Genomic DNA, 22,658 nt, shown 5'->3' on the forward strand with positions numbered 1-22,658 from the left:
CGAATGGGTGCTGTCTATTTCTACCATCTGACCCGCAAGCCGCTGGAGCACACCTTGCCTGTGCTGCTGGACAAGGCGCGACAGGCCGGGTGGAAGATTGCCGTGCGGGGCACCGATCCCGCACGGATGGACTGGCTGGATGAAAAGCTGTGGCTGGGCCCCGAGGACGGGTTCCTGCCGCATGGTCGCGAAGGCGGCCCGCATGACGCCGAGCAGCCGATCCTTCTGACCACCAGCGCCGAGGCCCCCAACGGCGCGGTGTGTGTCATGGCGGTGGACGGCGCGCCGGTCGAACCCGAAGAAGTGTCGGCTCTGGAGCGGGTTTGCATTCTGTTCGACGGCAATGACGACATGGCCGTGCAGCACGCGCGCGGGCAGTGGAAGGCGCTGACCGGCGCCGGATGCGCCGCGCAATACTGGTCGGAGGAGTCCGGGCGGTGGGAAAAGAAGGCCGAAGCCTGACGGGCTGTGCCATTTATCAGGAGATTTGAGGATGCAGATAAAGCCTCTGGGCCGCACCGGGATTGTCGTGAGCGATCTTTGCCTCGGGACGATGACGTTCGGGACGCAGACCTCGGAATCGGATGCGCACCGGCAGATGGACATGGCGCTGGACGCGGGGATCAACTTTGTGGATGCCGCCGAGATGTATCCGGTGAATCCTGTCGCCAAAGAGACAATTGGTCGTACCGAAGAAATTCTTGGAAACTGGAACGCCGCAAATTCGTCGCGCCGGGCGGATTTCGTATTGGCGACCAAGCATTCGGGTGAGGGGTTGTCATATGTTCGCGACGGTGCGCCGATCACGGCCAAGACCATTCCTGAGGCCATCGAAGCGTCTTTGCGGCGTTTGCAGACGGATTACATCGATCTCTACCAGTTCCACTGGCCCAATCGCGGCAGCTATATGTTCCGTCAAAACTGGGATTATGCACCTTCGGGCCACAATACTGCGGACGTTCTGGAAAATATGCAGGAGTGTCTGGGGGCCTTGCAGGTTCAGGTGGACAAAGGCAACATCTGCGCTTTTGGTCTGTCGAATGAAAGCGCATGGGGTACGGCGCAGTGGCTGAGACTGGCCGAACAGACGGGCACACCGCGAGCGGCGTCCGTGCAGAATGAGTATTCGTTGCTGTGCCGTCTGTTCGATACCGACATGGCCGAGCTGAGCGTACATGAAGATGTCGGCCTGATGGCGTTTTCACCCCTGGGCACCGGGCTGCTGACCGGGAAATATCAGGGCGGGGCCGTGCCAGACGGCTCTCGTATGTCGCTTTCGCCTCAATTGGGCGGGCGCAAGTCTGACCGGGTTTTTGATGCGGTCGCGGCCTATATGGATGTTGCCGCGCGACATGGCCTGGATCCGACCCATATGGCGCTGGCCTGGTGCCGCTCGCGACCATTCATGATGTCGGCGATTTTTGGCGCGACCACGGTCGCGCAGCTTGAACACGTATTGGCCGGTGCGGATTTGACGTTGTCAAACGAGGTGCTGGCCGAGTTGGACGCTGTCCACAAGGCGCACCCGATGCCGTACTGAGGCGAGGGGGCTCTGCCCCCGGCACGCTGCGCGTGCCTCCCCCGGGATATTTCTGGCCAGATGAAGTTGGATCCGGTCAGTGATGGGTGGGGTGCGCGCGCTCTTGCCTGAGGTCGCGTGCCGATTGACCGTGGGCGGTGCGGAAAGCGCGGGCAAAGCTGGATTGCGAGGAAAAACCGGTGGCCAGCGCGACATCCATCAGTGGAAGGTCGGTGTCGGTGACCAGACGGCGGGCCTCGGCCAGGCGCAGTTGCAGATAGTGATCCTGCGGCGTGGTGTTCAGGCGAAGGCGGAACTGTTGTTGCAGGGTGCGCGGGCTGGTGCCCAGCTGGTCAGCGATATGGGCCAGTGGCAGGGGGTCATCCAGGGATGCCTGCATCAGCGAATTCGCCTTTGACGTCAGCGCGGTGTGGCGGTGTGGTACGCCGGTGCGGCTTTGCGGTGTGCCCGGGTCCGGCGCGCCATCATAGAGGAACAGGCCCGAGACACGGGATGCGAAACCCGCGCCATGACGGGCGGCGATGATGTGCAGCATCATCTCGACAGCGGGAATCGCGCCGCCAGAGGTCAGGCGACCGTCCGAGACAGTAAAGCGGTCGGGGCGCACGTCGACGTCGGGGAAGCGGGAAGCAAAATTTTGCAGGTCTTCCCAGTGGGTCGTCGCAGGGTGACCGTCCAGCAGCCCAGCCTCGGCCAGCAGCCAGGGGCCGCCGTCAATCCCGGCCATCGTCGCCCCGGTACCGGCAATGCGGCGCAGCCCGGCCAGCAGGCTGGGAGTGGCGTGGCGGGCCAGTTGGAAGCCCGCGACGACAATCATAAGGTCGCAGCCTTGCAGGCGAGAGAGCGGGATGCCGGGCACTTGCAGGGCGCTTGTCAGCATCGCGGGTTCGGCTGTGGCGGTCACATAATCCCAGTCAAAGGCAGGCCGGTCCGCCAGACGGTTGGCAGCGCGCATCGGATCGACCGCCGAGGCGAAGCTGAGCGTGTTGCATTCATCCAGCACCAGAACGGCGGTTTTCAGGGCCCGATGTTCGGGTTGCAGTATGTTTTTTGCGGATTGCATCAAGTTCGATTCGCATTCTGCCAAGTGGTTTTCCCAAAGCTGCGCCAGAGTCGGGGCAGAACGCAAATCGGAATCCGGGGAGAAGCCTGGGGAAAACCCAAGGCAAAACCGGGTATAACTTGGGGAAAACGCCATGCCTCTGGAAATGAACCGCGAAGTCTTCATCACCTGCGCCGTGACCGGCTCGGGCGGGACACAGGATCGCAGCCCTCATGTGCCACGTTCACCGAAGCAAATTGCCGACAGTGCGATTGCCGCCGCGAAGGCAGGTGCGGCCGTGGTGCACTGCCATGTGCGCGACCCCGAAACAGGCGCCCCGTCGCGCGATCTGGCGCTGTATCGTGAGGTGACCGATCGGATTCGGGATGCCGAGGTGGACGCAGTGCTGAACCTTACGGCTGGCATGGGTGGAGACATGGTGTTCGGCGGCATCGAAAACCCGCTGCCACTGGCCCAGGCAGGAACAGATCTGGTTGGCGCGACCGAGCGTGTGGCGCATGTGGCCGAATGTCTGCCCGAAATCTGCACGCTGGATTGCGGCACGATGAACTTTGCCGAGGCGGATTACGTCATGACCAACACGCCCGGCGCGTTGCGGGCTATGGGGCAGATGATGACCGATTTGGGCGTGAAACCCGAGATCGAGGCCTTTGACACCGGCCATCTGTGGTTTGCCAAGCAACTGGTGAAAGAGGGAATTCTGGAACCCAACGCCCTGGTTCAACTGTGCATGGGCGTGCCGTGGGGCGCGCCGGATGATCTGAACACCTTCATGGCGATGGTAAACAACGTGCCCGATGACTGGACCTTCAGCGCGTTCTCGCTGGGGCGGCATCAGATGGCCTATGTGGCGGCCTCGGTGCTGGCGGGCGGCAATGTGCGCGTGGGGCTCGAGGACAACCTGTGGCTGGACAAGGGTGTGCTGGCCGAAAACTGGCAACTGGTCGAACGCGCAGGCACCATCATCGAGAACATGGGCGCGCGGGTGATCGGGCCGCAGGAAGTGCGTGAGAAGCTGGGGCTGGTCAAACGGGCGCCCAAAGGTTGACCTGTTTGCGTCCCTTGCCATGACCGGTAAGTGCAGGGGTGCCAGCAAAAGGAAGTGAGCAATGCGATCGGTGCTTGTAATCTGCGCGACGGTTCTGGCCGTATGTCTGCCCCGGGTCGGGGTGGCACAGACCGCGGAAGACCCTTTGGCCCGCAAGGACTGCGAAGCCAAAGGGGGAAGCTATGAGAAGGGCGGGCGGATACGGCAGTTTATCTGCTTTGAACCTTTGCCCGACGCTGGAAGCTCCTGTGAAAAAGCCTCTGACTGCGCAGGGTTCTGCCTGTCGGACACCAAACAATGCAGCGCGGTGACACCGCAATTCGGATGCATTCCGCATCTGGATGAGGCGGGGCGCGCGCAGGTAATCTGTATCGATTAGAGGACAGCATGACAAAGACGGCAGCAATTATCGGGGGCGGTGTCATCGGCGGCGGATGGGCCGCACGGTTCCTGCTCAATGGCTGGGACGTTCGGGTGTTCGACCCGGACCCTGAAGCAGAACGCAAAATAGGCGAAGTGCTGGACAATGCGCGGCGATCCCTGCCGGGGCTGAGTGACGTTCCATTACCGGCCGAGGGCGCGCTGAGCTTTCATGGCGACATGGCCGACGCCGTACAGGGCGCGACGTGGATCCAGGAAAGCGTGCCAGAGCGGCTGGACTTGAAGCTGAAGGTTTACAAGGGCTTGCAAGAGGACTGTGATCCAGATGCGATCATCGGGTCATCGACCAGCGGGTTCAAACCATCCGAGCTTCAGGACGGTGCTTTGCGGCCCGAACAGATCGTCGTGACGCACCCGTTCAACCCAGTCTATCTGCTGCCGCTGGTCGAACTGGTGCCGACCGACAAAAACCCACCGGAGATGATTGAACGGGCCAGGGAATTGCTGACCTCGGTTGGTTTCTTTCCGCTGCATGTCAAGAAAGAGATCGACGCGCATATCGCCGACCGCTTTCTGGAAGCCGTCTGGCGCGAGGCGCTCTGGCTGGTCAAGGATGGCATTGCCACCACCGAAGAAATCGACGAGGCGATCCGAATGGGCTTTGGCATCCGCTGGGCACAGATGGGATTGTTCGAAACCTACCGCGTGGCCGGAGGTGAAGCGGGAATGCGGCACTTCATGGCTCAGTTCGGGCCAGCCTTGAAATGGCCCTGGACCAAACTGATGGACGTGCCGGAATTCACCGATGAACTGGTCGACCTGATCGCCGATCAGTCAGACGCGCAATCCGGAATGCATTCGATCCGTGAACTGGAACGCATTCGCGACAACAATCTTGTTGGCATGATGCGGGCCCTCAAGGCGCAGAATTATGGTGCGGGGGCGGTGCTGAACCAGCATGATGCGCTGTTGAAACCGGGTGCCCTGCCGTCGCTGGATCAGGCGGATCTGAGCCAGCCGATCCTGACCCTGTCCCGCGCCATTCCATTGGACTGGACGGATTACAACGGCCACATGAACGAAGCCAAGTATCTGGAAGCCTTTGCGGCCGCCACGGACCGTTTCATGGAGATCATCGGTTGCGATATGGAGTATATCGCGTCGGGTGGCAGCTATTTCACTGCCGAGAACCACATCCGTTACATCGACGAGGTCCATGCAGGGGCGAAGATCGACGTGCGCACGCAGATGCTGTTGGGGCAGGGCAAGAAGCTGCATGTCTTTCACAGCATGTATGAAGGCGACAAGCTGTTGGCCACGGGCGAGAGCTTTCTGCTGCACGTCAGCCTTGAAACCCGCCGTCCTAGCCCGCCGTCGCCCAGGATCGAAGCCGCGATGGCGCGGATTGCCGAGGCACAGGCCGGTTTGCCTTACCCTGAAGGGGCGGGTGCTGCCATTCGGACGCCATCGTGACCAGGCGCGTATTGGTAACGGCCGGGGCATCGGGTGTCGGTCATGCCATGGCCGCGGCGTTTGACGCTGCTGGTTATGATGTCTGGGTAACGGATATTGACCAGTCAGCCCTGGATATCTTGCCCGACCATTGGGTGGCGCACAGGGCTGATGTGACAAATGAGGCCGACATGAGCGCGGTGTTTCAGGCTGTCGGGGCCGCCGGCGGGCTGGATGTTCTGTGCGCAAATGCCGGAGTCGCCGGGCCGACCAACGCGATCGAGGATATCGATCTGGATGCATGGCGCGCCTGCGTCGCGATCAATCTGGACGGGGCCTTTCTGGCCGCCAAGCACGCGGCCCCTATAATGAAGTCGGCGCGGGCGGGCAGCATCATTCTGACCTCTTCGACAGCTGGTCAGTACGGCTATCCGTTCCGAGCGCCTTATGCCTCGGCCAAATGGGCGGTCATAGGGTTGATGAAAACGCTGGCGATGGAACTTGGGCCGCTGGGCATTCGCGCAAACGCCATTTGCCCGGGTGCCGTGGAGGGCCCGCGTATGGAAGGCGTCTTGGCCCGAGAGGCCGCCACGAAAGGCATGACCCGCGATGAGGTCTATCAGGGCTATGCGTCGGGCACCTCTATGGGGCGCTTTGTGGAAGCGCGGGATATCGCCAATATGGCCGTCTTTCTTGCTTCAGACGCAGCACGGCTGGTGTCTGGGCAGGTGATTGCGGTGGATGGGCACACGGTCAACCCCGACCCAAAACTGTAGGTCAGCCCTGATTTGGTCCCCGGATCTGGCGGATGGTCTGACGGACCGCCTGCCAATCCTGCGCCTCTTTCTGGTTTCCGGCGGCTTCGCATTCGCGCATTTTCTGCGCGGCTTCCGCCTCGGCCCGGTCTCCGTGCGCGGCATACAGCGCGCGCGCGTATTGAGCGGTTTGAATTGCGTCCATTCCTGTGGTCCTCCGTTTGTGATCGGAATGCCCGTTGGTTCGCGCCAAGGGACGATAGCACAGGTTTTGCGCCGCTGCATCAATTCTTGCCGGATACTGCCGTTCTGAGTTGTCGCAAGTGGTCGGGGAAATCGCGGGCGGCCACATCGGCCTCGCGCACAAGTGTGTCGAAGTGCCGTGAAAACGTCTCGATCCGGTCCCGGTCACGGAACGCCATATAGTGACTGCCTGCGTAAAAAACGCACAGCAGCGGCCCAAAAATCGTTACAGGGGCCGAATAAAGCCGTTTGGCATCGAACAGATAGATACGCATTCGGGGATAAAGCTGTTCACACAGCTCCAGCAGATGATTGATCTGCTCCTGACGAATCGCCGGGCAAAGGCCTTGGTAATACCCCGTGCCGCTTGCAAAGCTTTCAATCTCGAACAATGGCATTGCAATTTCGTAATCAGACTGCGCACTGCGCATCCAGGTCAACCTGTCTTCGGATGCACCGATGGCCTGATCTGCCGTGCGACCCAGATGGGGGGCATATTCCCACTCCAGCACCGCGCGCGTCTTGAGCATGTCGGGCAGGGTGGCCGGAACATAGCGGATCTTGAACCCGGCGGCTTCTTTGTGCCAGTCGAAAATCCGCTCATCGACAAGGGCGCGAGGGGCTTCCGTAAAGGACAGGGAACTGGCCAAAATCTCTGCCGCGCTTTCCGGTCTGTCGGACAGGCTCAGCAACCAGTCAGCCGAGACACCCAGTGCCGCGGCACAGCCACCCACAACATGCGCGTTGGGAAGACGCGCGCCATGACCGGTCAACAACTGAGAAACGGTCGAACGGTCCACGCCGATGTGGCGCGCAAGCGCGCTTTGGCTGACGTGACGGTCCTCCATCGCGCGGGCAAGGCGTTGGCGGAATTGAGCGGCGCGGTCGCGTTTGTCTATATTTTCCTGCATAAGATGAAAAATATCACAACTGATGAATTTTGTTAATCATATTCAGAATTTTCAGCGCGTGCACTGAACGGTAACCCCGTTGTAAAAGCAAAAAGAATGGGGTTCGGAATGGAAACGCGGCGAAGATCTGTCGTGAAAGCAATCGTGTGGAATGCCATGGGGCTGGCGACCATGACGCTGGTGGGCCTGTTCGCCACGGGGTCGGCCGCCGTCGGCGGGGCATTGGCGCTGGTGAATACCGCCATCGGCCTGGCGTTTTACATTGTATATGAAAGAATTTGGGCCGGAGTTTCGTGGGGGCGCAATGGCTGAGCCCTCGACACCCAAGTCGCCCGAATGGGGTACATTTGCCCTGATCGTCGGCTGCTATGCCGCATGGCTGGTCGGGCTGTTCTGGCTGGCGGATATTTCACTGTGGTTGGCGGTGCTGGCTTTGGGCTTTGTTGCGGCCCTGCATTCGTCTTTGACGCACGAAGTCCTGCACGGGCACCCGTTCCGAGCCAAATGGCTGAATGAGGCGCTGATGGCGCTGCCGCTGACCTTGGCCATTCCGTATAACCGTTTTCGCGATCTGCATTTGGCGCATCATCAGGATGCCACTTTGACCGACCCGTATGACGACCCCGAGTCCAACTATCTGGATCCCAACGTCTGGGCGGACCTGCCGGGTGGCGTGCGGGCTTTGCTGGCCCTGAACAACACGCTTCTGGGGCGGATGGTTCTGGGCCCGGCCATAGGGCAGGTGCTGTTTCTGCGCGACGAATGGCGAGGGCTGCGGCGCGGCGACAGGGCGATCCTGCTGGCCTGGGCATTGCATATCCCCGGTGCGGTTGTGGTGCTGTGGATCGTTGCACAATCGGCCATGCCGATCTGGGCCTATCTGATTTCGGCCTATATCGGGCTGGCGTTGCTGAAGATCCGCACGTTTCTGGAACACCGCGCGCACGAGAAGTCCCGCGCGCGGACCGTGATTATTGAAGACAGCGGGCCGTTGGCGTTTCTGTTTCTGAACAACAACCTGCATGTTGTTCATCACATGAATCCCGCCGCGCCATGGTATCGGCTGCCGTCGTTGTATCGGGATGGCAAAGACAGGTATCTGGCCTGCAATGAGGCGTATGTTTACCGCTCCTATGCACAGATTTTCCGGCAGTATCTACTGCGCGCCAAGGACCCGGTGCCGCATCCGCTCTGGCCAAAGTCTTGATTTCACGACACAACGGGTGACATGAGTCTTTGGATCCCTGTCACCATCGCCGCCGCCAGTTTTCAGACCGTGCGGTTCATGCTGCAAAAATCCTTGAGCAGCGTGAAACTGTCCGCCGCCGGCGCGACCTTTGCGCGATTTGCGTATTCCATGCCGCTGGCCGTTGCCGGGCTGTTTGTGGCGATGCTGACGACGGGTGCCAGCTTGCCTCCGATTGGCGGAGTGTTCTGGCTGTACGCCGTCATCGGAGGCACGGCACAAATCCTGGCGACGATCTGTGTTGTGGCGTTGTTCAAACAACGAAACTTTGCGGTCGGGATCACCTTCAAGAAAACTGAAGTCATTCAGACCGCGATCGTCGGCTTTCTGGTTTTGGGCGACAGCGTTTCCAGCGGCGCGCTGGTTGCGATCCTGTTGGGGTTGATGGCGGTGCTTTTGCTGTCGAAAACCCCCGGAGGAGGCGGCGCCTGGTGGCGGCATCTGACCAACCGCGCGTCCCAATTGGGGCTTGGATCAGGGGTTTTGTTTGCGTTCTCCGCCGTCAGCTATCGCGGGGCCTCGTTGCAATTGGGTGATGTCGACGCCTGGTTCCGCGCACTGATCACCCTAGCCGCCGTCGTGACGTTTCAGTTTGTCAGCATGGGCCTGTGGTTGTTGTGGCGCGACCGGGCCGAACTGCGCGCGGTGTGGCAAACCCGATCCACCGGCGTGTTTGTCGGACTGACCAGTCTGGGTGGTTCGTTTTGTTGGTTCTGGGCCTTCACCCTGCAAAACGCAGCCTATGTCAAAGCGTTGGGGCAGGTAGAGCTGATCTTCAGCCTGATGGCCTCGATCCTGTTTTTCCGCGAGACGATCACCCGGCGAGAAATCGCCGGGATGTTGCTGTTGGGTGTCTCGATACTGGCCTTGGTGCTGGCGATTTAGCCGGCACGACGCTCGTCAAAGCTCAGGGCAATAAAGCTGGGCAGGTGATCGCCCATACCCACCACGGCCCGGCCATTGTCTTCCTTGCGCCCACGGCCACGCCCTTTGGGCTCTCGCTCTTTCCGGGTGTCTTTCCTGGCTTCGGAGTCCCGGGCTTTTTTCTCGGGCTTCGGCTTTTCAGGCTTGGGCTCTTCCTTGACCGGATTGTCGATGCGCGGGATGTCCTTCTGGATCAGCTTTTCGATCGCGGCCAGGGCTTTTTCATCGCGGACCGAGCAGATCGTGATGGCCTTGCCTTCGCGCCCGGCGCGACCGGTGCGGCCGATACGGTGCACGTAATCTTCGGGGTGGCCGGGGACGTCGAAATTGAACACGTGGCTGACGGCTGGAACATCCAGACCGCGCGCAGCGACGTCGGACGCAACCAGCAGACGCAATGATCCGTCGCGGAACCCGTCCAGCGTCTTCATCCGTTGCGATTGGTCCAGATCGCCATGGATCGCGGCAGCGTCATAGCCGTATTTCTTCAGCGATTTCGCGCAGATATCGACATCTGTCTTGCGGTTGCAGAAGATGATTGCATTGGTGCACTTTTCGCCCTCTGCGTCGATCAAGGCGCGCAGCACGTTGCGTTTCTGGCTTGCTTCACGGTCCCGACGGCCGCCTTTGAACATGACAACGCCCTGTTCGATCGTCTCGGATGCGGTCGCTTGCCGGGCGACTTCAACCCGGGCAGGGGCGGACAGGAAAGTATCCGTGATGCGCTCGATCTCGGAAGCCATGGTCGCCGAGAAGAACAATGTCTGCCGCGTGAACGGCGTCAGCGAGAAGATGCGTTCGATATCAGGAATAAAGCCCATATCCAGCATCCGGTCGGCTTCGTCCACCACCATGATCTGAACACCGGTCAGCAGCAGCTTGCCACGTTCGAAATGGTCCAGCAGGCGGCCCGGAGTTGCGATCAGAACGTCGACGCCGCGGTCGATCAGCGCCTCTTGCTCTTTGAAGCTGACACCGCCGATCAACAACGCCTTGGTCAGTTTCAGGTGCTTTGTATAGGTGTCGAAATTCTCGGCCACCTGAGCAGCCAGTTCCCGCGTCGGACACAGGACCAGCGAGCGCGGCATGCGTGCGCGGGCGCGGCCACGGGCCAGCAGGGTGATCATCGGCAGTGTGAAGCTGGCGGTCTTGCCAGTGCCGGTCTGGGCAATCCCCAAGACATCACGGCCTTCCAGAGCGGGCGGAATCGCGCCTTCCTGGATCGGAGTGGGGGATTCGTATCCGGCCTCTTCAATGGCTTTGAGGACCTTCGGGTTCAGGTTCAGTTCGTTGAATTTTGTCATGTATGTCCGGTTTTTGCGGACACTTGACCAGGCCCGCGCGTCAAAGATGTGCCGGGCCCGGATGGCCATGCGCATAATGCGACATTTCGGCTTGTACGCGGACATAACAAAAACGTTGATCGGGGTCAAATGAAGAGAATTTCACCTGTCCCTGCCTGTTGTCTGCGGTGAATTTAGCAACAATTCAGCAACTTCCGGGAAAGTGTTTCTGTAGTTTTTCGTCCAGGTTCAAAGGGCGGTGGCGCAGCAGGCCGTGGCGTTCCAGGTTGGCGCGCACCTCTGCGTCCGCGCCGCTCATTTCATTGTAGAACGCGCGCAGCCCGTCCATGCCCTGTTCGGCCTCGATCCAGTTGAGCAGTTCATTCTTGTTCAGCCCGCCCTGTTCGCGCGGAACATTCGGAGCCATGCCGGCCTGATACGAGCCACGATCCATACGGAACTGGTAATGTGCTATCCAGTGGTTCCAGTCCGGCGCATGACGATGGCACAGATCGATCTGGGCAAGCTCGAATTTGCAGGGCAGCAGCACCTTGTTCTGAAACAGGTTGTGGATGCGGATGCTTAGGTTTTTCAAGCCGGTGCGCACGAACAGCTTTCCCTGAACGTGACTCAGGAAACCGCCCATGACGAAGGCGCCGTAATTCGGGTAAATGGTCTCGACCAGCGCTTCGCGGTTCGGGCCACGCGGGATATGAGCTTTGTACAGGTCATCGCCCCCGGCCAAGGCCTCCAACGGGCGGACACGCACCGCGGGAACCGTGTCTGGAACATCGCGCAGAACATCAGAAATGGGGGCCGCCGGCCAAAGAAACTCATCCACATCGATATGTGTCAACCAATCCAGCTGGGTGTTTCGATAGGCAAAAGTGGCGTGAACCGACTGGCGCACCTGATGCTTTTCCGGTCGTGCGCGTCCGCGTTTTTCCCAAAAGGCGTCATCACAGTTACGGACCCGGACCTTGGGATGCATTCTCAGAGCCCTGAACGTGGGGCGGTTGGGTTCGTCCATGTAGATATACATGAAATCCGCCCCCAGTTCGAGGTGATGGGCCACGAACCGAAGGACGTCTTCGGTTGGTCCCCGGACCATGGACACAATGCCCCAGGTGGTCATTTGTGCGGTGCGCGGGCGTCGCGCATGCGTTTCAGGCGTCGAAAAAGTCCACCTGGGTCCTTGTTCAATTGGATCATCAGGTGATCCACCAGCGGCGCAATCGTGGGATCATTCATCGCCTTGGTCCAGATCGGAGCGATGAGATTGACGTCAAGCCCACCTTTTTCAAAGGAAAAGCCTTTCATCTGATAGGGCAGCGGGACGTGGTTCCTGTCCTTGAACTGAAACGGCGTTTCCGGGGCCAGCCCCGAGAAGAGCCGCTCGAACTCATACAGCTTCATCATGCTAAAGAACACGCGCAAGGCATGTCCGACCTCGCGCTGTGTCGGCGTTTGACCGTGATCCGCAAAAGTCTGAACAGACGACACCAGCCAACGCAGGTCGAGGGCGGAAAGAAGATGGTCGGATTGTTCGTCCCACAGCCGGCAGAACAGCGCAGGGGCCTGACGCGGAAAGGAGCGTTTTCTGAGGTTCGAGATCAGCTGGGCGTTCAGGAAGGCAAGCTCTGACTTTCCGACGAATTCCCGCGCGATCTGAACGCGTTTGCGATCCCAGGTGGTGCTGCGCCCGGGCGGCAATTCGGTGGCGGTGTTGGGCACGGTGAGCTTGGCCAGTTCTTCCAGATTGACGTCAAGCTCGGGCAGGGTCAGGGTGCCGAACTGAAACGGGCTGCGCCGGTTCTCATAGCTGTCCAGCATGTCGGGCAGGCCACCGGAATAGGTCAGTTTGTCGTCACTCATGCGCGCAGGATTGCACAGCCAAACCTGCCTGTGCAATCAGACAGTTGCCTCAGGTCATCATCTCTTTTGTCGCGGTCAGGTTCAGCGCGGGATAGTCACGGACCACCCGATCGATATCCCATTGCAGGCGGGTCAGATAGACGATGTCGCCGTCATGATCATGCGCGATGTGCTGCTTGTTGGCGTTGACGAACTTTTCGACCTCGGCCTTGTCACCACTTACCCAGCGGGCCGAGGTGAACTGCGATGCTTCGAACCGTACCGGCAGGCCATATTCCATCTCGATCCGGCTGGCGAGCACTTCGAACTGCAACGCGCCCACGACCCCCACGATAAAGCCCGAGCCGATCGAAGGCTTGAACACCTTGGCCGCACCTTCCTCGGCGAATTGCATCAGGGCTTTTTCCAGATGCTTGGCTTTCATCGGGTCGCCCGCGCGGACGCCTTGCAGAAGCTCCGGCGCGAACGACGGAATGCCGGTCACCCGCAGCGCTTCGCCTTCGGTCAGCGTGTCACCGATGCGCAGCTGCCCGTGGTTGGGAATGCCGATGATGTCACCGGCCCAGGCCTCTTCCGCCAACTCGCGGTCAGAGGCCAGGAACAATACGGGGTTCGAGATCGCCATCGGTTTCTTGCTGCGCACATGGGTCAGCTTCATGCCGCGCTTGAAGTGGCCGCTGGCCATGCGGACAAAGGCCACCCGGTCGCGGTGCTTGGGGTCCATGTTGGCCTGAACCTTGAAGACAAAGCCTGCAACTTTCTTTTCATCTGGGGAAATCTGGCGGGGTTCAGCGGATTGAACCTGTGGCTGCGGGCCATAGGCGCCGATGCCTTCCATCAGTTCCTTGACGCCGAACGAGTTGATGGCGGAGCCGAACCAGATCGGGGTCATGTGGCCTTCCAGAACCGCCTGCGGGTCAAGCGCAGGCAGCAGTTCGCGCGCCATCTCGACCTCTTCCAGCAGCTTATCCAGCAGATGCTCGGGGACGTGTTCGGCCAGTTTGGGGTCGTCCAGCCCGTTGATCTCGATGCTTTCGGCCACCTTGTTGCGGTCGGCGCGGTCCATCAGTTCCAGCCGGTCGCGCAGCATGTCATAGCAGCCGATGAAGTCGCGCCCCACGCCGATGGGCCAGGCGGCGGGCGTGACGTCGATGGCCAACATTTCCTGAATTTCGTCGATGATCTCGAACGTGTCGCGGCTTTCGCGGTCCATCTTGTTACAGAAGGTCAGGATCGGCAGATCGCGCAGGCGGCAGACCTCGAACAGTTTCTGCGTCTGGCTTTCCACACCTTTCGCGCCGTCGATCACCATGACGGCCGCGTCCACGGCTGTCAGCGTGCGATAGGTGTCTTCCGAGAAATCGCTGTGGCCGGGTGTATCCACCAGGTTGAACCGGAAGTTCCCATAGTCGAACGACATCGCTGAGGCCGAGACCGAGATGCCGCGATCCTTTTCCATCTGCATGAAGTCCGACCGGGTCCGCCGCGCCTCGCCCTTGGCACGCACCTGACCGGCCATCTGGATCGCGCCCCCGTACAGCAGGAACTTTTCCGTCAGCGTAGTCTTTCCCGCATCCGGGTGCGAGATGATGGCGAATGTCCGGCGCCGGGCGATCTCGGGCGGCAGGATGGGTTGGTTCGAGGTATCAAGCATGAGCGCGCGTATATGCGGGGAATCCTGCCGAAGCAAGACAAAGGGTCTGGTACGAATCATGGGTCTGTGGCAAAAAGAACATATAGTGAACAAATGATGGAGTGGATCAATGAATTTGAAAGAGATTGCCGATGAACTCGTGGCTGGTTGCCGGGAAGACCGGGCCAAAGAAAACCTGTCCAAGCTGTATGCGCCGGATGCGGTGTCGGTCGAAGGGCAGGATTTTCAGGGAATGGGTCGGGAAACCAAAGGAATCGACGCCATCCGTGGCAAGCATGAGTGGTGGGAAAGCGCGCATGAAGTGTCTGGTGCGTCCGTCAGCGATCCGCTTCCTCATGGCGACGACCGTTTTGCCGTGATTTTCGAAGTGCAGGGCACCGTGAAGGAAACCGGCGAAGCGTTCGATATGCGCGAAGTGGGTGTTTATCACGTTGCCGACGGCAAGATCATCCGGGAAGAGTTCTTCTATTGATCGATGATCCGTTTCTGGTCTTCCCTGTCTGGCCGGTGCTAGACATGCGGCGATGACTGACAGGGAGGATCCGATGGATCTGGGAATTCAAGGAAAACGCGCGCTGGTCTGTGCCAGCAGCAAAGGATTGGGTCTTGGCTGCGCCGAGGCGCTTGCCGCGGCTGGCGTGAATCTGGTGATGAACGCACGCGGCCCCGAGGTGTTGGAGGCTGAAGCCGCACGCCTGCGGTCAGAGCACGGCGTCGAGGTGCAGACCGTGGCCTGCGACGTGACCACGCCCGACGGTCAGGCGCAGGTGATCGAGGCCGCGCAGGGCGTTGATATACTTGTGACAAATGCCGGCGGACCGCCGCCCGGATCGTGGTCGGACTGGGAGCGTGATGATTTCATCAAGGCGCTGGATGCCAACATGTTGACGCCGATTGCATTTATGAAGGCCCTGCTTCCCGGAATGATGGAAAAGGGGTGGGGCCGGGTGGTGAATATCACCTCGCAATCCGTGCGTGCGCCAATTGCGGTTCTGGGCCTGTCAAACGCGGCGCGTACAGGTCTGACGGGCTATGTGGCCGGAACCTCGCGTCAGGTGGCGCCACACGGGGTGATCATCAACAACCTGCTTCCGGGCATCCATGCCACGGACCGAGCGGAATCTCTGGACAGCGGTGTGGCGGCGCAACAGGGTATTTCAATTGACGAAGCGCGTTCCAACCGAGCGGCGACGATCCCGGTCAGGCGCTATGGTTCGCGGCAGGAGTTTGGTGCGACCTGCGCGTTTCTGTGTTCGCAACATGCGGGCTTCATCGTTGGCCAGAATATCCTGCTGGACGGCGGTGCGACCAACCTGACGATGTGATCATGGCGCAGGGGTTTTCGTTGAAAGATCAGTTGTTCAACGCTGAGAAAGTCCGCTTTCTCAGCGACTTGTTCTTGGATGCTGAACCGGGCTTCGACGCCTCTGCGTTTCAGGCACAGGTCATGTCGCGCCTGCCTGAACTGGAACTGAAACAGCGTATGAGCTGGATCGCGACATGCCTGCAACAGGCCGTGCCGGGCGACTTGCCGACAGTCGCCCCGGTGATTTTACGGTCTTTGCCGCCTCCGCTGGACCCTGCCAGATTGGATGATGATTTTGGCGATTTCATTTTCGCGCCGCTGGGAGACTGGGTTGCGGCCATCGGGCTGGATCACGTCGATCTGTCTCTGGATGTGTTGGAGGAGCTGACGCAGCGGTTTTCGATGGAATGGGCCATTCGGCCTTTCCTGAACCATGCCCCAGACAGGGTGCTTGGGCGGATGCAGGACTGGTGTACCCACGGCAGCTATCACGTGCGCCGATTGGTCAGCGAGGGAACGCGGCCCCGTCTGCCATGGGGGCAGGGCATTGATCTGGGTCTGACGGACCCGTTGCCGCTGTTGGACAGGTTGCACGGCGATCCAACCCGGTATGTGACGCGGTCGGTGGCCAACCATTTGAATGATATCACCAAGAAAGACCCGAGCCTGGTGCTGGGGCGTCTGGACAAGTGGCGCACCGAGGCGCGACAGACCGCGGCAGAGCTGGAGTGGATGACCTCTCATACGCTGCGCGGATTGGTCAAGGCCGGGCACCCTGAGGCGATGAAGATGCTGGGATATGACCCTGATGCGGATATCGCCGTGACAATTGATCTGAGTTCCGAGGCCCGTATCGGCGAAGCGCTGGAGTTTTCCGTTGATCTGACCGGGGCAGGGAAACAACCGGTTCTGGTGGATTATATTATTTATTTTCAGCGCCCTGCGGGAAAAACATCACCCAGGGTGTACAAGCTGAAACAGGCGGCTTTGAACAACGGCAGGCTCACGTTGGCCAAGCGTCACAGGCTGAAGGGTGATGCCTCTACCTTCAGGCTGATCCCCGGCGCGCATCGGCTTGAGGTTCAGGTGAACGGCGTTGTCCGTGCCGGTGTGGACTTTGAGTTGCTGGAGTAGTTGGGTGCAGGAACACTCACGCTTTCGTCAGAACGACCGTGGCCGGATTGCGAATGCAAGGCCACTGCACTAGCTGCGTACAGGCTAGCATGACGGGGAAGCAGCGATGAAACACGATTCGGTACGAAATTATTATGGTGAAGTTCTGCAAAGCAGTGCGGACTTGCAGACCAACGCCTGTTGCACGCCGGACGACATGCCGGATCATCTCAAGCGGATTTTGTCCAGGATTCATGACGATGTGCTGACCCGATATTACGGGTGCGGTCTGATCGCGCCTCTGGATCTCGAGGGCATGTCGATCCTCGATCTTGGCTGTGGGGCGGGGCGCGACGTCTATGCGCTGTCTGCCATGGTTGGTGAAAAGGGCCGGGTCGTCGGTGTGGACATGACGCCCGAACAACTGGACGTTGCCCGCGCGCATCAGGACTATCACGTCCAAGCCTTTGGGCACGCCAAAAGCAATGTGGAATTCCATCACGGCTATATCGAGACGCTGGAGGAACTGGATCTGGAACCCGGATCGTTCGACATCATCGTCTCGAACTGCGTCATCAACCTGGCGACCGACAAGGATGCCGTGCTGCGCGGCGCGCATCGGTTGCTGAAAGAAGGCGGCGAGATGTATTTCTCGGACGTCTATGCCGACCGCCGTGTCCCGCAGGCGATGGCCGCGGATGAGGTTCTGTATGGCGAATGTCTGTCGGGTGCATTGTACTGGAATGACTTTCTGTCGATGGCGCGCAAGGCAGGTTTCGGTGATCCGCGCCGGGTGACGCACCGCCTGCTGACCATCGAGAATCCTGCGCTGGAGGATCGTGTTGCCCCGCTCAGATTCCTGTCGGCGACCTACCGTCTGTTCAAGCTGCCGGAGCTGGAACCGGCCTGCGAGGATTACGGCCAGGCGGTGGTCTACAAAGGCACCGTTCCCAACGCGCCGCATGCGTTTGTTCTGGACGATCACCATGTCATCGAAGCCGGCAAGGTCTTTCCGGTCTGCGGCAATACCTGGATGATGCTGCGGGACACGCGGTTTGCCCGCCATTTCGACTTTATCGGCGATTTTTCCACCCATTTCGGCATTTTCGAAGGCTGCGGCGGCGAAAGCCCGTTCGAGGCAACAGGCGAAACCGCATCATCCGGCGGTTGCTGCTGATCTCTTGCACCTGAAGGGCGGGGTTGCTATCCCCGCCCAAGCCCGATGGATTTGATCGGGAAAGGCAATGGGGTCCATCGGTGACAGGTAACGCAACTCCTCCGCGTCTGGAAATTCGCAACATTGTTCGCCGGTTCGAAGGGCGGGTCGTTGTGGATGACGTGTCATTGACGGTGCAGGCCGGCAAGGTGACCTGTTTGCTGGGGCCGTCAGGTTGCGGGAAATCCACCACCCTGCGCATGATTGCCGGGGTCGAGATGCAGGACTCGGGCGAGATTTACGTCGATGGCAAACTGATCTGCGACACCGTGTTTCGGGTGCCCCCGGAACGGCGCGAGATCGGGTTGATGTTTCAGGACTTTGCGCTGTTTCCTCATCTGAGCGTGGCCAACAACGTGGCCTTTGGCCTGAAAGGCAGCAAGGACGAAAAACGAGCCCGGGTCGAAGAGCTTTTGCGCAAAGTGGACCTGATGCGGTTCATCGACGGGTTCCCACATCAGCTGTCTGGCGGCGAGCAACAACGTGTGGCCCTGGCCCGCGCTTTGGCGCCACGGCCCCGGATCATGCTGATGGACGAGCCCTTTTCGGGCCTCGACAACCGTCTGCGCGACGGTATTCGGGATGAGACGCTGTCCATTCTCAAGGAAGAGGATGCGGCCGTTCTGCTGGTCACGCATGAACCGGAAGAGGCGATGCGGATGGCGGATGAGATCGCGCTGATGCGGCGCGGCAAGATCGTCCAGCAGGGCGCGCCATACAATGTCTATACCCGGCCGGCGGACAAGGCTGCCGTGGCCTTTTTCAGTGATGTCAACGTGTTGCGGGCGCAGGTGAACGGAGCGCTGGCAGACACGCCGTTCGGCCAGTTTCTGGCACCGGGTATTCCGGATGGAACGGATGTCGAGATCGTATTTCGCCCCCAGCATGTCAAACTGGATTTCGACCGTAACGGCAAGGGCCCGCTGCCGACCGCAACTGATGGCGTTGCCGCGCGGGGCGTGGTCGAGCGCGCGCGTTTTCTGGGAAACGAAAGCCTGGTCGAGTTTCGCATGGACTACGACGGCTCGATCCTCAGGGCGACGGTCCCCAATGTCTTTGTGCCCAATCCGGGCCGTGTCATGTGGCTGACCATTCGTCGCGACAAATGTTTCGTTTTCCCCGAGGCGCAGAGTTAACCTCGCGATTTCCGTGCAAGTGGTGCGCGAAAGCCTCAGATTGCAGGGTCGCGTCGCTTGCCGCATCGCGGGGCTGGGTCTATCAAGGGCCAAACGCGGGGGTAAATCGGGCACATGCGTATTCTTCTGACCAATGATGACGGGATCAACGCTCCGGGTTTGATCACGCTGGAGGCGATCGCTGCCGAACTGGCAGGTCCGGATGGTGAGGTCTGGGTGGTCGCGCCCGCCTTTGAACAATCGGGTGTTGGGCATTGCATCAGCTATACCCATCCCACGATGATCGCCAAGTTGGGCGAACGGCGTTATGCGGCGGAAGGGTCGCCTGCGGATTGTGTGTTGGCGGGGCTGCATGACGTGATGTCAGACTGCCCGCCGGATCTGGTCCTGTCCGGCGTGAACCGGGGCAACAACTCGGCCGAGAACACGCTTTATTCGGGCACTATCGGCGGCGCGATGGAAGCGGCGCTGCAGGGGGTTCCTGCGATTGCTCTGTCACAGTATTTCGGCCCGCAAAATCTGGGGCTGGACGACCCGTTCGAGGCTGCCGCGCGGTTCGGGGCCGATCTGGTCCGGCGTATTCTGGATGCAACCCCGGTCGAGCAGGGCGATTACCGCCTGTTTTACAACGTGAACTTCCCCCCTGTTCCGGCAGATGAAGTGCGCGGTACGCGCGTTGCCGCGCAGGGATTCCGGCGCGACACGCATTTTACGGTCGAGCCGCACAGCTCGCCCTCGGGGCGGCGGTTCCTGTGGATCAAGGGTGGCTATCAGCATAACCCGACTGCGCCGGGAACGGATGCTGCGGTCAATCTCGAAGGCTATATCTCGGTTACACCGATGCGCGCCGACTTGACCGCATATGACATGCTGGAGGCATTGAAGGCGGTCGAATGAGCGGACTGGACCCGGAAACCGTGATGCAGTTCCTGTTTGCCCTGCGCAAACGGGGGGTCACGGATGCGCGCGTTCTGGAGGCAATGGAACAGGTTGATCGGGGCCGCTTTGTCACCGGCCTGTTCGCAGATCGCGCTTACGAGGACATGCCATTGCCGATCTCTTGCGGTCAGACGATCAGTCAGCCGTCGGTCGTTGGTCTCATGACGCAGGCGCTGGACGTTCGGCCGCGCGATACCGTGCTCGAGATCGGAACCGGGTCAGGTTACCAGGCCGCAATCCTGTCGAAACTGGCGCGCAGGGTCTATACGGTCGAACGCCATCGGCGGCTGGTCAGCGAGACAGGGAAGCTTTTTGCCGATCTGGGGCTTACGAATATCACGGCCATGTTGTCGGATGGATCCTTTGGCTTGCCGGAACAGGCTCCGTTTGATCGGATCATCGTGACGGCCGCAGCCGAAGACCCTCCGGGACCGCTCTTGGCGCAGCTGAAAATCGGGGGTATTATGGTATTACCCGTGGGTCAGTCGGACACGGTGCAGCAGTTGATCAAAGTAACGCGCACCGAGGCCGGCCTGGACTATGAAGAATTGACGTCGGTCCGTTTCGTGCCCCTGCTTGAGGGGCTTGGCAAGGACGAGGCGTAACAGGCTTGATAAATTTGGTCGCCGGAACCCCGGACAACAGGGGCGGGCGTTGAGGACAGTATTATGAGTGCAGTATCCAAATCAGCTATGCGTCGCTGCGCGACCGGAGTGGCCGCTCTGGCCATTCTGGCCGGGTGTGAGGGGCCACTGGATTACGACCTGCGCGGTCAGGTCGGCGGATTTTCGACCACTGATGCAGTGCAGTCGGCAACAACGTCGCGCCCGTCGCCCGACAGCCGGGGGGTGATAACCTATCCGAACTACCAGGTTGTCGTGGCCCGACGCGGCGACACGGTGCGCGATGTTGCCGCGCGTGTCGGCCTGCCCGAGGGTGAGCTGTCGCGGTTCAACGGCCTTCAGACAACCGATACCCTGCGAGAGGGCGAAGTTCTGGCCTTGCCGCGTTCGGTAGGTGCAGGCAGTGGCGTAGATATCGCATCAGTTGCCGGAGCCGCCATTGATCAGGCCCCTGAAACGGGGGGCGTCCGGACGACGACGCTGGAGCCCGCCAAGCCAGCCCCGGCGCCCGTCGCAAGCGGGCCGGAACCTGTCCGCCACAAGGTCAAGCGCGGCGAGACGGCGTACACAATTTCGCGCCTCTATCAGGTTCCGGTGGAATCGCTGGCGGAATGGAACGGCCTGGGGTCCGACTTCACCGTGCGTGAAGGTCAGTTTCTGTTGATCCCGGTCAAGAACCAATCCGCGCCACGTCAAAGCGCTGCTGCAACGGCACCGGTTGCGGCCACCGAGGTAACGGAGCCGGGGCGGGGGTCGCCGACGCCGACGCCTCCAAGTGCCACGCAGCCCTTGCCCGACGAAAAGGTCGCGCCGCGCGCTGAAGCCCCTGATGTGACGGCCGAAGCCCCGACAAACACGCGATCTACGGCCCTGTCCCTGCCGGTCAGCGGCACCATCATCCGCGGCTATAAAAAGGGCAAGAACGAAGGTATCGACATCGCTGCGGCCCCCGGGACAGCCGTCACCGCGGCTGAGGCCGGAACCGTAGCGGCGATTACCGCGGACGCGGATCAGGTTCCGATCATCGTGGTCAAACACAAAAACGATCTGCTGACGGTCTATGCCAATGTTGATGGCATCACCGTCAAGAAAGGGGATCGTGTACGCCGTGGACAAAAGCTGGCGCAGTTGAGGGGCGGAGACGATGCCTATGTGCATTTCGAGGTGCGCAAAGGGTTTGAATCAGTGGATCCAGATCCCTACCTGAAATGATACATCGCTCGTTTCGGGCTGTGCCTCTGCCCGAAACACTTCTGAATACGGCTGCCTGTCAGGCGTTTGGGTCGTAGTCGCTCAGGCGTTTTCCTGGCTCGTCTGCGAAGATCTCTGGCAGCGGCGAGACGGATTCGATCAGGTCGATACGGAAGACACGGAAACCGTTTCGCAATTCGCACCATGCGGTAAGTGTCCAGACCCGTCCCCAGTATTCCATATGCAAGGGACGGATTGTGCGTTCAGTCAGAACGCCGTCAATGCGGCGGTAGGACAGCCGAAGCTTTTGGCGTGATTTGATGGCCGCGCGGATCGGAGCCATATGTGCAAGCCCGCGGGCTGCATCTGCAAAAGGGTAGACCGCGAATTTCCAGCTTTCGGCTTCGGCCACAACCTGTGTGGGCAGGACGGCATCGATCTTGTCTGCCAGAGAGTTCGCGGCGGCTTTCAGGTCTGGATCTGCGGCTTCGGCCACGATCGCCATGCCGAGGTTCAGGGCCTCAAGCTCGGCCGGGGTCAGATTCAGCGGCGGCAGGGTGATCTGCTCGCGCACCATGTAACCCACACCCCGCTCTCCTTCGACAGGAACACCCGAGGCGACCAGCGTGTCCATGTCGCGATAGATGGTACGGACCGACACCTCGAGCCGGTCCGCGATGTCCTGCGCGCGGTGCAGTTTTCCGTCGCGCAGGATCTGGATGATATCGAACAGGCGGTCAGTTCGGCGCATGACACGCC

At 60.4% G+C, this 22,658-nt stretch carries 25 protein-coding genes; 17 read left to right on the plus strand and 8 right to left on the minus strand.

Going from position 1 to position 22,658, the window contains the following annotated elements; genetic code table 11:
- The first annotated feature begins 3 nt into the window (after positions 1-3).
- Both I9184_RS03900 and I9184_RS03905 read left to right on the plus strand, forming a co-directional pair.
- A complete protein-coding gene (locus I9184_RS03900; RefSeq protein WP_209832888.1) occupies positions 4-462 on the plus strand; it encodes a DNA polymerase III subunit chi in 459 nt (152 codons plus the stop codon).
- Between the two features lie 31 nt (positions 463-493).
- Positions 494-1,540 carry an aldo/keto reductase gene (locus I9184_RS03905; protein ID WP_209832890.1) on the plus strand — a complete coding sequence of 349 codons (1,047 nt, stop codon included), beginning with the start codon at positions 494-496 and terminating at the stop codon, positions 1,538-1,540.
- Positions 1,541-1,616: 76 nt separating this feature from the next.
- On the opposite strand, the gene I9184_RS03910 is transcribed toward I9184_RS03905, so the two are convergent.
- Positions 1,617-2,603: a GlxA family transcriptional regulator gene (locus I9184_RS03910; protein WP_171723141.1), complete on the minus strand. Its 987-nt coding sequence runs from the start codon at positions 2,601-2,603 to the stop codon at positions 1,617-1,619.
- Between the two features lie 133 nt (positions 2,604-2,736).
- Here I9184_RS03910 and I9184_RS03915 point away from each other — a divergent pair, with 133 nt between their 5' ends.
- The 4 genes from I9184_RS03915 (at position 2,737) to I9184_RS03930 (ending at position 6,260) form a co-directional block, all read left to right on the plus strand.
- The gene (locus tag I9184_RS03915; protein WP_171631999.1) at positions 2,737-3,651 is read left to right on the plus strand and encodes a 3-keto-5-aminohexanoate cleavage protein; all 915 of its coding nucleotides are present in this window, start codon (positions 2,737-2,739) and stop codon (positions 3,649-3,651) included.
- A 61-nt stretch (positions 3,652-3,712) separates the two neighbouring features.
- Positions 3,713-4,030 (plus strand): hypothetical protein, encoded by a 318-nt coding sequence (locus I9184_RS03920; protein WP_171723142.1) that lies wholly within the window; start codon positions 3,713-3,715, stop codon positions 4,028-4,030.
- An 8-nt stretch (positions 4,031-4,038) separates the two neighbouring features.
- The gene (locus I9184_RS03925) at positions 4,039-5,505 is read left to right on the plus strand and encodes a carnitine 3-dehydrogenase (protein ID WP_209832892.1); all 1,467 of its coding nucleotides are present in this window, start codon (positions 4,039-4,041) and stop codon (positions 5,503-5,505) included.
- On the plus strand, positions 5,502-6,260 hold the full coding sequence (locus I9184_RS03930) for an SDR family oxidoreductase (protein WP_209832894.1): 759 nt from the start codon (positions 5,502-5,504) through the stop codon (positions 6,258-6,260). Before I9184_RS03925 ends, I9184_RS03930 begins: the two co-directional genes overlap by 4 nt.
- Before the next feature lies 1 nt (position 6,261).
- On the opposite strand, the gene I9184_RS03935 is transcribed toward I9184_RS03930, so the two are convergent.
- Positions 6,262-6,444, minus strand: a complete 183-nt coding sequence (locus I9184_RS03935) for a hypothetical protein (RefSeq protein WP_117868740.1) — start codon at positions 6,442-6,444, stop codon at positions 6,262-6,264.
- Between the two features lie 79 nt (positions 6,445-6,523).
- Positions 6,524-7,393, minus strand: a complete 870-nt coding sequence (locus I9184_RS03940; RefSeq protein ID WP_209832896.1) for a helix-turn-helix transcriptional regulator — start codon at positions 7,391-7,393, stop codon at positions 6,524-6,526.
- A 108-nt stretch (positions 7,394-7,501) separates the two neighbouring features.
- Here I9184_RS03940 and I9184_RS03945 point away from each other — a divergent pair, with 108 nt between their 5' ends.
- The 3 genes from I9184_RS03945 to I9184_RS03955 are packed head-to-tail and all read left to right on the plus strand — an operon-like array spanning position 7,502 to position 9,524.
- Positions 7,502-7,705, plus strand: a complete 204-nt coding sequence (locus I9184_RS03945; RefSeq protein WP_209832898.1) for a DUF2061 domain-containing protein — start codon at positions 7,502-7,504, stop codon at positions 7,703-7,705.
- Complete coding sequence (locus tag I9184_RS03950; RefSeq protein WP_171328169.1) at positions 7,698-8,600, plus strand: fatty acid desaturase; 903 nt, start codon at positions 7,698-7,700, stop codon at positions 8,598-8,600. The genes I9184_RS03945 and I9184_RS03950 overlap by 8 nt, the downstream gene beginning before the upstream one ends.
- 21 nt (positions 8,601-8,621) lie before the next feature.
- Positions 8,622-9,524 (plus strand): EamA family transporter, encoded by a 903-nt coding sequence (locus tag I9184_RS03955; RefSeq protein ID WP_171328171.1) that lies wholly within the window; start codon positions 8,622-8,624, stop codon positions 9,522-9,524.
- Here I9184_RS03955 and I9184_RS03960 read toward each other — a convergent pair.
- The 4 genes from I9184_RS03960 to I9184_RS03975 form a co-directional block, all read right to left on the minus strand.
- Positions 9,521-10,867: a DEAD/DEAH box helicase gene (locus I9184_RS03960; protein WP_171632019.1), complete on the minus strand. Its 1,347-nt coding sequence runs from the start codon at positions 10,865-10,867 to the stop codon at positions 9,521-9,523. The two genes, I9184_RS03955 and I9184_RS03960, sit on opposite strands and share 4 nt — an antisense overlap.
- 184 nt (positions 10,868-11,051) lie before the next feature.
- On the minus strand, positions 11,052-11,981 hold the full coding sequence (locus I9184_RS03965) for a glycosyltransferase family 2 protein (RefSeq protein WP_245217971.1): 930 nt from the start codon (positions 11,979-11,981) through the stop codon (positions 11,052-11,054).
- Positions 11,978-12,721 (minus strand): hypothetical protein, encoded by a 744-nt coding sequence (locus I9184_RS03970; RefSeq protein ID WP_209832900.1) that lies wholly within the window; start codon positions 12,719-12,721, stop codon positions 11,978-11,980. The genes I9184_RS03965 and I9184_RS03970 overlap by 4 nt, the downstream gene beginning before the upstream one ends.
- A 49-nt stretch (positions 12,722-12,770) precedes the next feature.
- Positions 12,771-14,375, minus strand: a complete 1,605-nt coding sequence (locus I9184_RS03975; protein ID WP_209832902.1) for a peptide chain release factor 3 — start codon at positions 14,373-14,375, stop codon at positions 12,771-12,773.
- A gap of 109 nt (positions 14,376-14,484) precedes the next feature.
- Here I9184_RS03975 and I9184_RS03980 point away from each other — a divergent pair, with 109 nt between their 5' ends.
- The 8 genes from I9184_RS03980 (at position 14,485) to I9184_RS04015 (ending at position 21,920) form a co-directional block, all read left to right on the plus strand.
- A complete protein-coding gene (locus tag I9184_RS03980) occupies positions 14,485-14,847 on the plus strand; it encodes a nuclear transport factor 2 family protein (RefSeq protein ID WP_171362741.1) in 363 nt (120 codons plus the stop codon).
- Between the two features lie 73 nt (positions 14,848-14,920).
- The gene (locus I9184_RS03985) at positions 14,921-15,700 is read left to right on the plus strand and encodes an SDR family oxidoreductase (RefSeq protein WP_209832904.1); all 780 of its coding nucleotides are present in this window, start codon (positions 14,921-14,923) and stop codon (positions 15,698-15,700) included.
- Positions 15,701-15,702: 2 nt separating this feature from the next.
- Positions 15,703-16,815, plus strand: a complete 1,113-nt coding sequence (locus I9184_RS03990) for a hypothetical protein (RefSeq protein ID WP_209832906.1) — start codon at positions 15,703-15,705, stop codon at positions 16,813-16,815.
- A gap of 106 nt (positions 16,816-16,921) precedes the next feature.
- Positions 16,922-17,971, plus strand: coding sequence for a methyltransferase domain-containing protein (locus tag I9184_RS03995; RefSeq protein ID WP_209832908.1), 1,050 nt, complete (start codon positions 16,922-16,924; stop codon positions 17,969-17,971).
- 80 nt (positions 17,972-18,051) lie between these two features.
- Positions 18,052-19,146, plus strand: a complete 1,095-nt coding sequence (locus I9184_RS04000) for an ABC transporter ATP-binding protein (RefSeq protein WP_171115602.1) — start codon at positions 18,052-18,054, stop codon at positions 19,144-19,146.
- A gap of 114 nt (positions 19,147-19,260) precedes the next feature.
- The gene (surE, locus tag I9184_RS04005; protein ID WP_171632035.1) at positions 19,261-20,043 is read left to right on the plus strand and encodes a 5'/3'-nucleotidase SurE; all 783 of its coding nucleotides are present in this window, start codon (positions 19,261-19,263) and stop codon (positions 20,041-20,043) included.
- The gene (locus I9184_RS04010) at positions 20,040-20,690 is read left to right on the plus strand and encodes a protein-L-isoaspartate(D-aspartate) O-methyltransferase (protein WP_152458180.1); all 651 of its coding nucleotides are present in this window, start codon (positions 20,040-20,042) and stop codon (positions 20,688-20,690) included. The genes surE and I9184_RS04010 overlap by 4 nt, the downstream gene beginning before the upstream one ends.
- A 63-nt stretch (positions 20,691-20,753) precedes the next feature.
- A complete protein-coding gene (locus I9184_RS04015) occupies positions 20,754-21,920 on the plus strand; it encodes a LysM peptidoglycan-binding domain-containing protein (RefSeq protein WP_171723149.1) in 1,167 nt (388 codons plus the stop codon).
- Positions 21,921-21,978: 58 nt separating this feature from the next.
- Here I9184_RS04015 and I9184_RS04020 read toward each other — a convergent pair whose 3' ends face one another.
- Complete coding sequence (locus I9184_RS04020) at positions 21,979-22,650, minus strand: YafY family protein (protein ID WP_209832910.1); 672 nt, start codon at positions 22,648-22,650, stop codon at positions 21,979-21,981.
- Between the last annotated feature and the right edge of the window lie 8 nt (positions 22,651-22,658).

It is taken from the genome of Ruegeria sp. HKCCE3926, assembly GCF_017872515.1.
Lineage (GTDB): Bacteria > Pseudomonadota > Alphaproteobacteria > Rhodobacterales > Rhodobacteraceae > Ruegeria.

Bases quoted from the DNA above. Each gene is read 5' to 3' on its own strand.
- I9184_RS03900 (WP_209832888.1), top strand. From the start codon at position 4: ATGGGTGCTGTCTATTTCTACCATCTGACCCGCAAGCCGCTGGAGCAC.
- I9184_RS03905 (WP_209832890.1), top strand. From the start codon at position 494: ATGCAGATAAAGCCTCTGGGCCGCACCGGGATTGTCGTGAGCGATCTT.
- I9184_RS03910 (WP_171723141.1), bottom strand. From the start codon at position 2,603: ATGCAATCCGCAAAAAACATACTGCAACCCGAACATCGGGCCCTGAAA.
- I9184_RS03915 (WP_171631999.1), top strand. From the start codon at position 2,737: ATGCCTCTGGAAATGAACCGCGAAGTCTTCATCACCTGCGCCGTGACC.
- I9184_RS03920 (WP_171723142.1), top strand. From the start codon at position 3,713: ATGCGATCGGTGCTTGTAATCTGCGCGACGGTTCTGGCCGTATGTCTG.
- I9184_RS03925 (WP_209832892.1), top strand. From the start codon at position 4,039: ATGACAAAGACGGCAGCAATTATCGGGGGCGGTGTCATCGGCGGCGGA.
- I9184_RS03935 (WP_117868740.1), bottom strand. From the start codon at position 6,444: ATGGACGCAATTCAAACCGCTCAATACGCGCGCGCGCTGTATGCCGCG.
- I9184_RS03940 (WP_209832896.1), bottom strand. From the start codon at position 7,393: ATGCAGGAAAATATAGACAAACGCGACCGCGCCGCTCAATTCCGCCAA.
- I9184_RS03945 (WP_209832898.1), top strand. From the start codon at position 7,502: ATGGAAACGCGGCGAAGATCTGTCGTGAAAGCAATCGTGTGGAATGCC.
- I9184_RS03950 (WP_171328169.1), top strand. From the start codon at position 7,698: ATGGCTGAGCCCTCGACACCCAAGTCGCCCGAATGGGGTACATTTGCC.
- I9184_RS03955 (WP_171328171.1), top strand. From the start codon at position 8,622: ATGAGTCTTTGGATCCCTGTCACCATCGCCGCCGCCAGTTTTCAGACC.
- I9184_RS03960 (WP_171632019.1), bottom strand. From the start codon at position 10,867: ATGACAAAATTCAACGAACTGAACCTGAACCCGAAGGTCCTCAAAGCC.
- I9184_RS03965 (WP_245217971.1), bottom strand. From the start codon at position 11,981: ATGACCACCTGGGGCATTGTGTCCATGGTCCGGGGACCAACCGAAGAC.
- I9184_RS03970 (WP_209832900.1), bottom strand. From the start codon at position 12,721: ATGAGTGACGACAAACTGACCTATTCCGGTGGCCTGCCCGACATGCTG.
- I9184_RS03975 (WP_209832902.1), bottom strand. From the start codon at position 14,375: ATGCTTGATACCTCGAACCAACCCATCCTGCCGCCCGAGATCGCCCGG.
- I9184_RS03980 (WP_171362741.1), top strand. From the start codon at position 14,485: ATGAATTTGAAAGAGATTGCCGATGAACTCGTGGCTGGTTGCCGGGAA.
- I9184_RS03985 (WP_209832904.1), top strand. From the start codon at position 14,921: ATGGATCTGGGAATTCAAGGAAAACGCGCGCTGGTCTGTGCCAGCAGC.
- I9184_RS03990 (WP_209832906.1), top strand. From the start codon at position 15,703: ATGGCGCAGGGGTTTTCGTTGAAAGATCAGTTGTTCAACGCTGAGAAA.
- I9184_RS03995 (WP_209832908.1), top strand. From the start codon at position 16,922: ATGAAACACGATTCGGTACGAAATTATTATGGTGAAGTTCTGCAAAGC.
- surE (WP_171632035.1), top strand. From the start codon at position 19,261: ATGCGTATTCTTCTGACCAATGATGACGGGATCAACGCTCCGGGTTTG.
- I9184_RS04010 (WP_152458180.1), top strand. From the start codon at position 20,040: ATGAGCGGACTGGACCCGGAAACCGTGATGCAGTTCCTGTTTGCCCTG.
- I9184_RS04015 (WP_171723149.1), top strand. From the start codon at position 20,754: ATGAGTGCAGTATCCAAATCAGCTATGCGTCGCTGCGCGACCGGAGTG.
- I9184_RS04020 (WP_209832910.1), bottom strand. From the start codon at position 22,650: ATGCGCCGAACTGACCGCCTGTTCGATATCATCCAGATCCTGCGCGAC.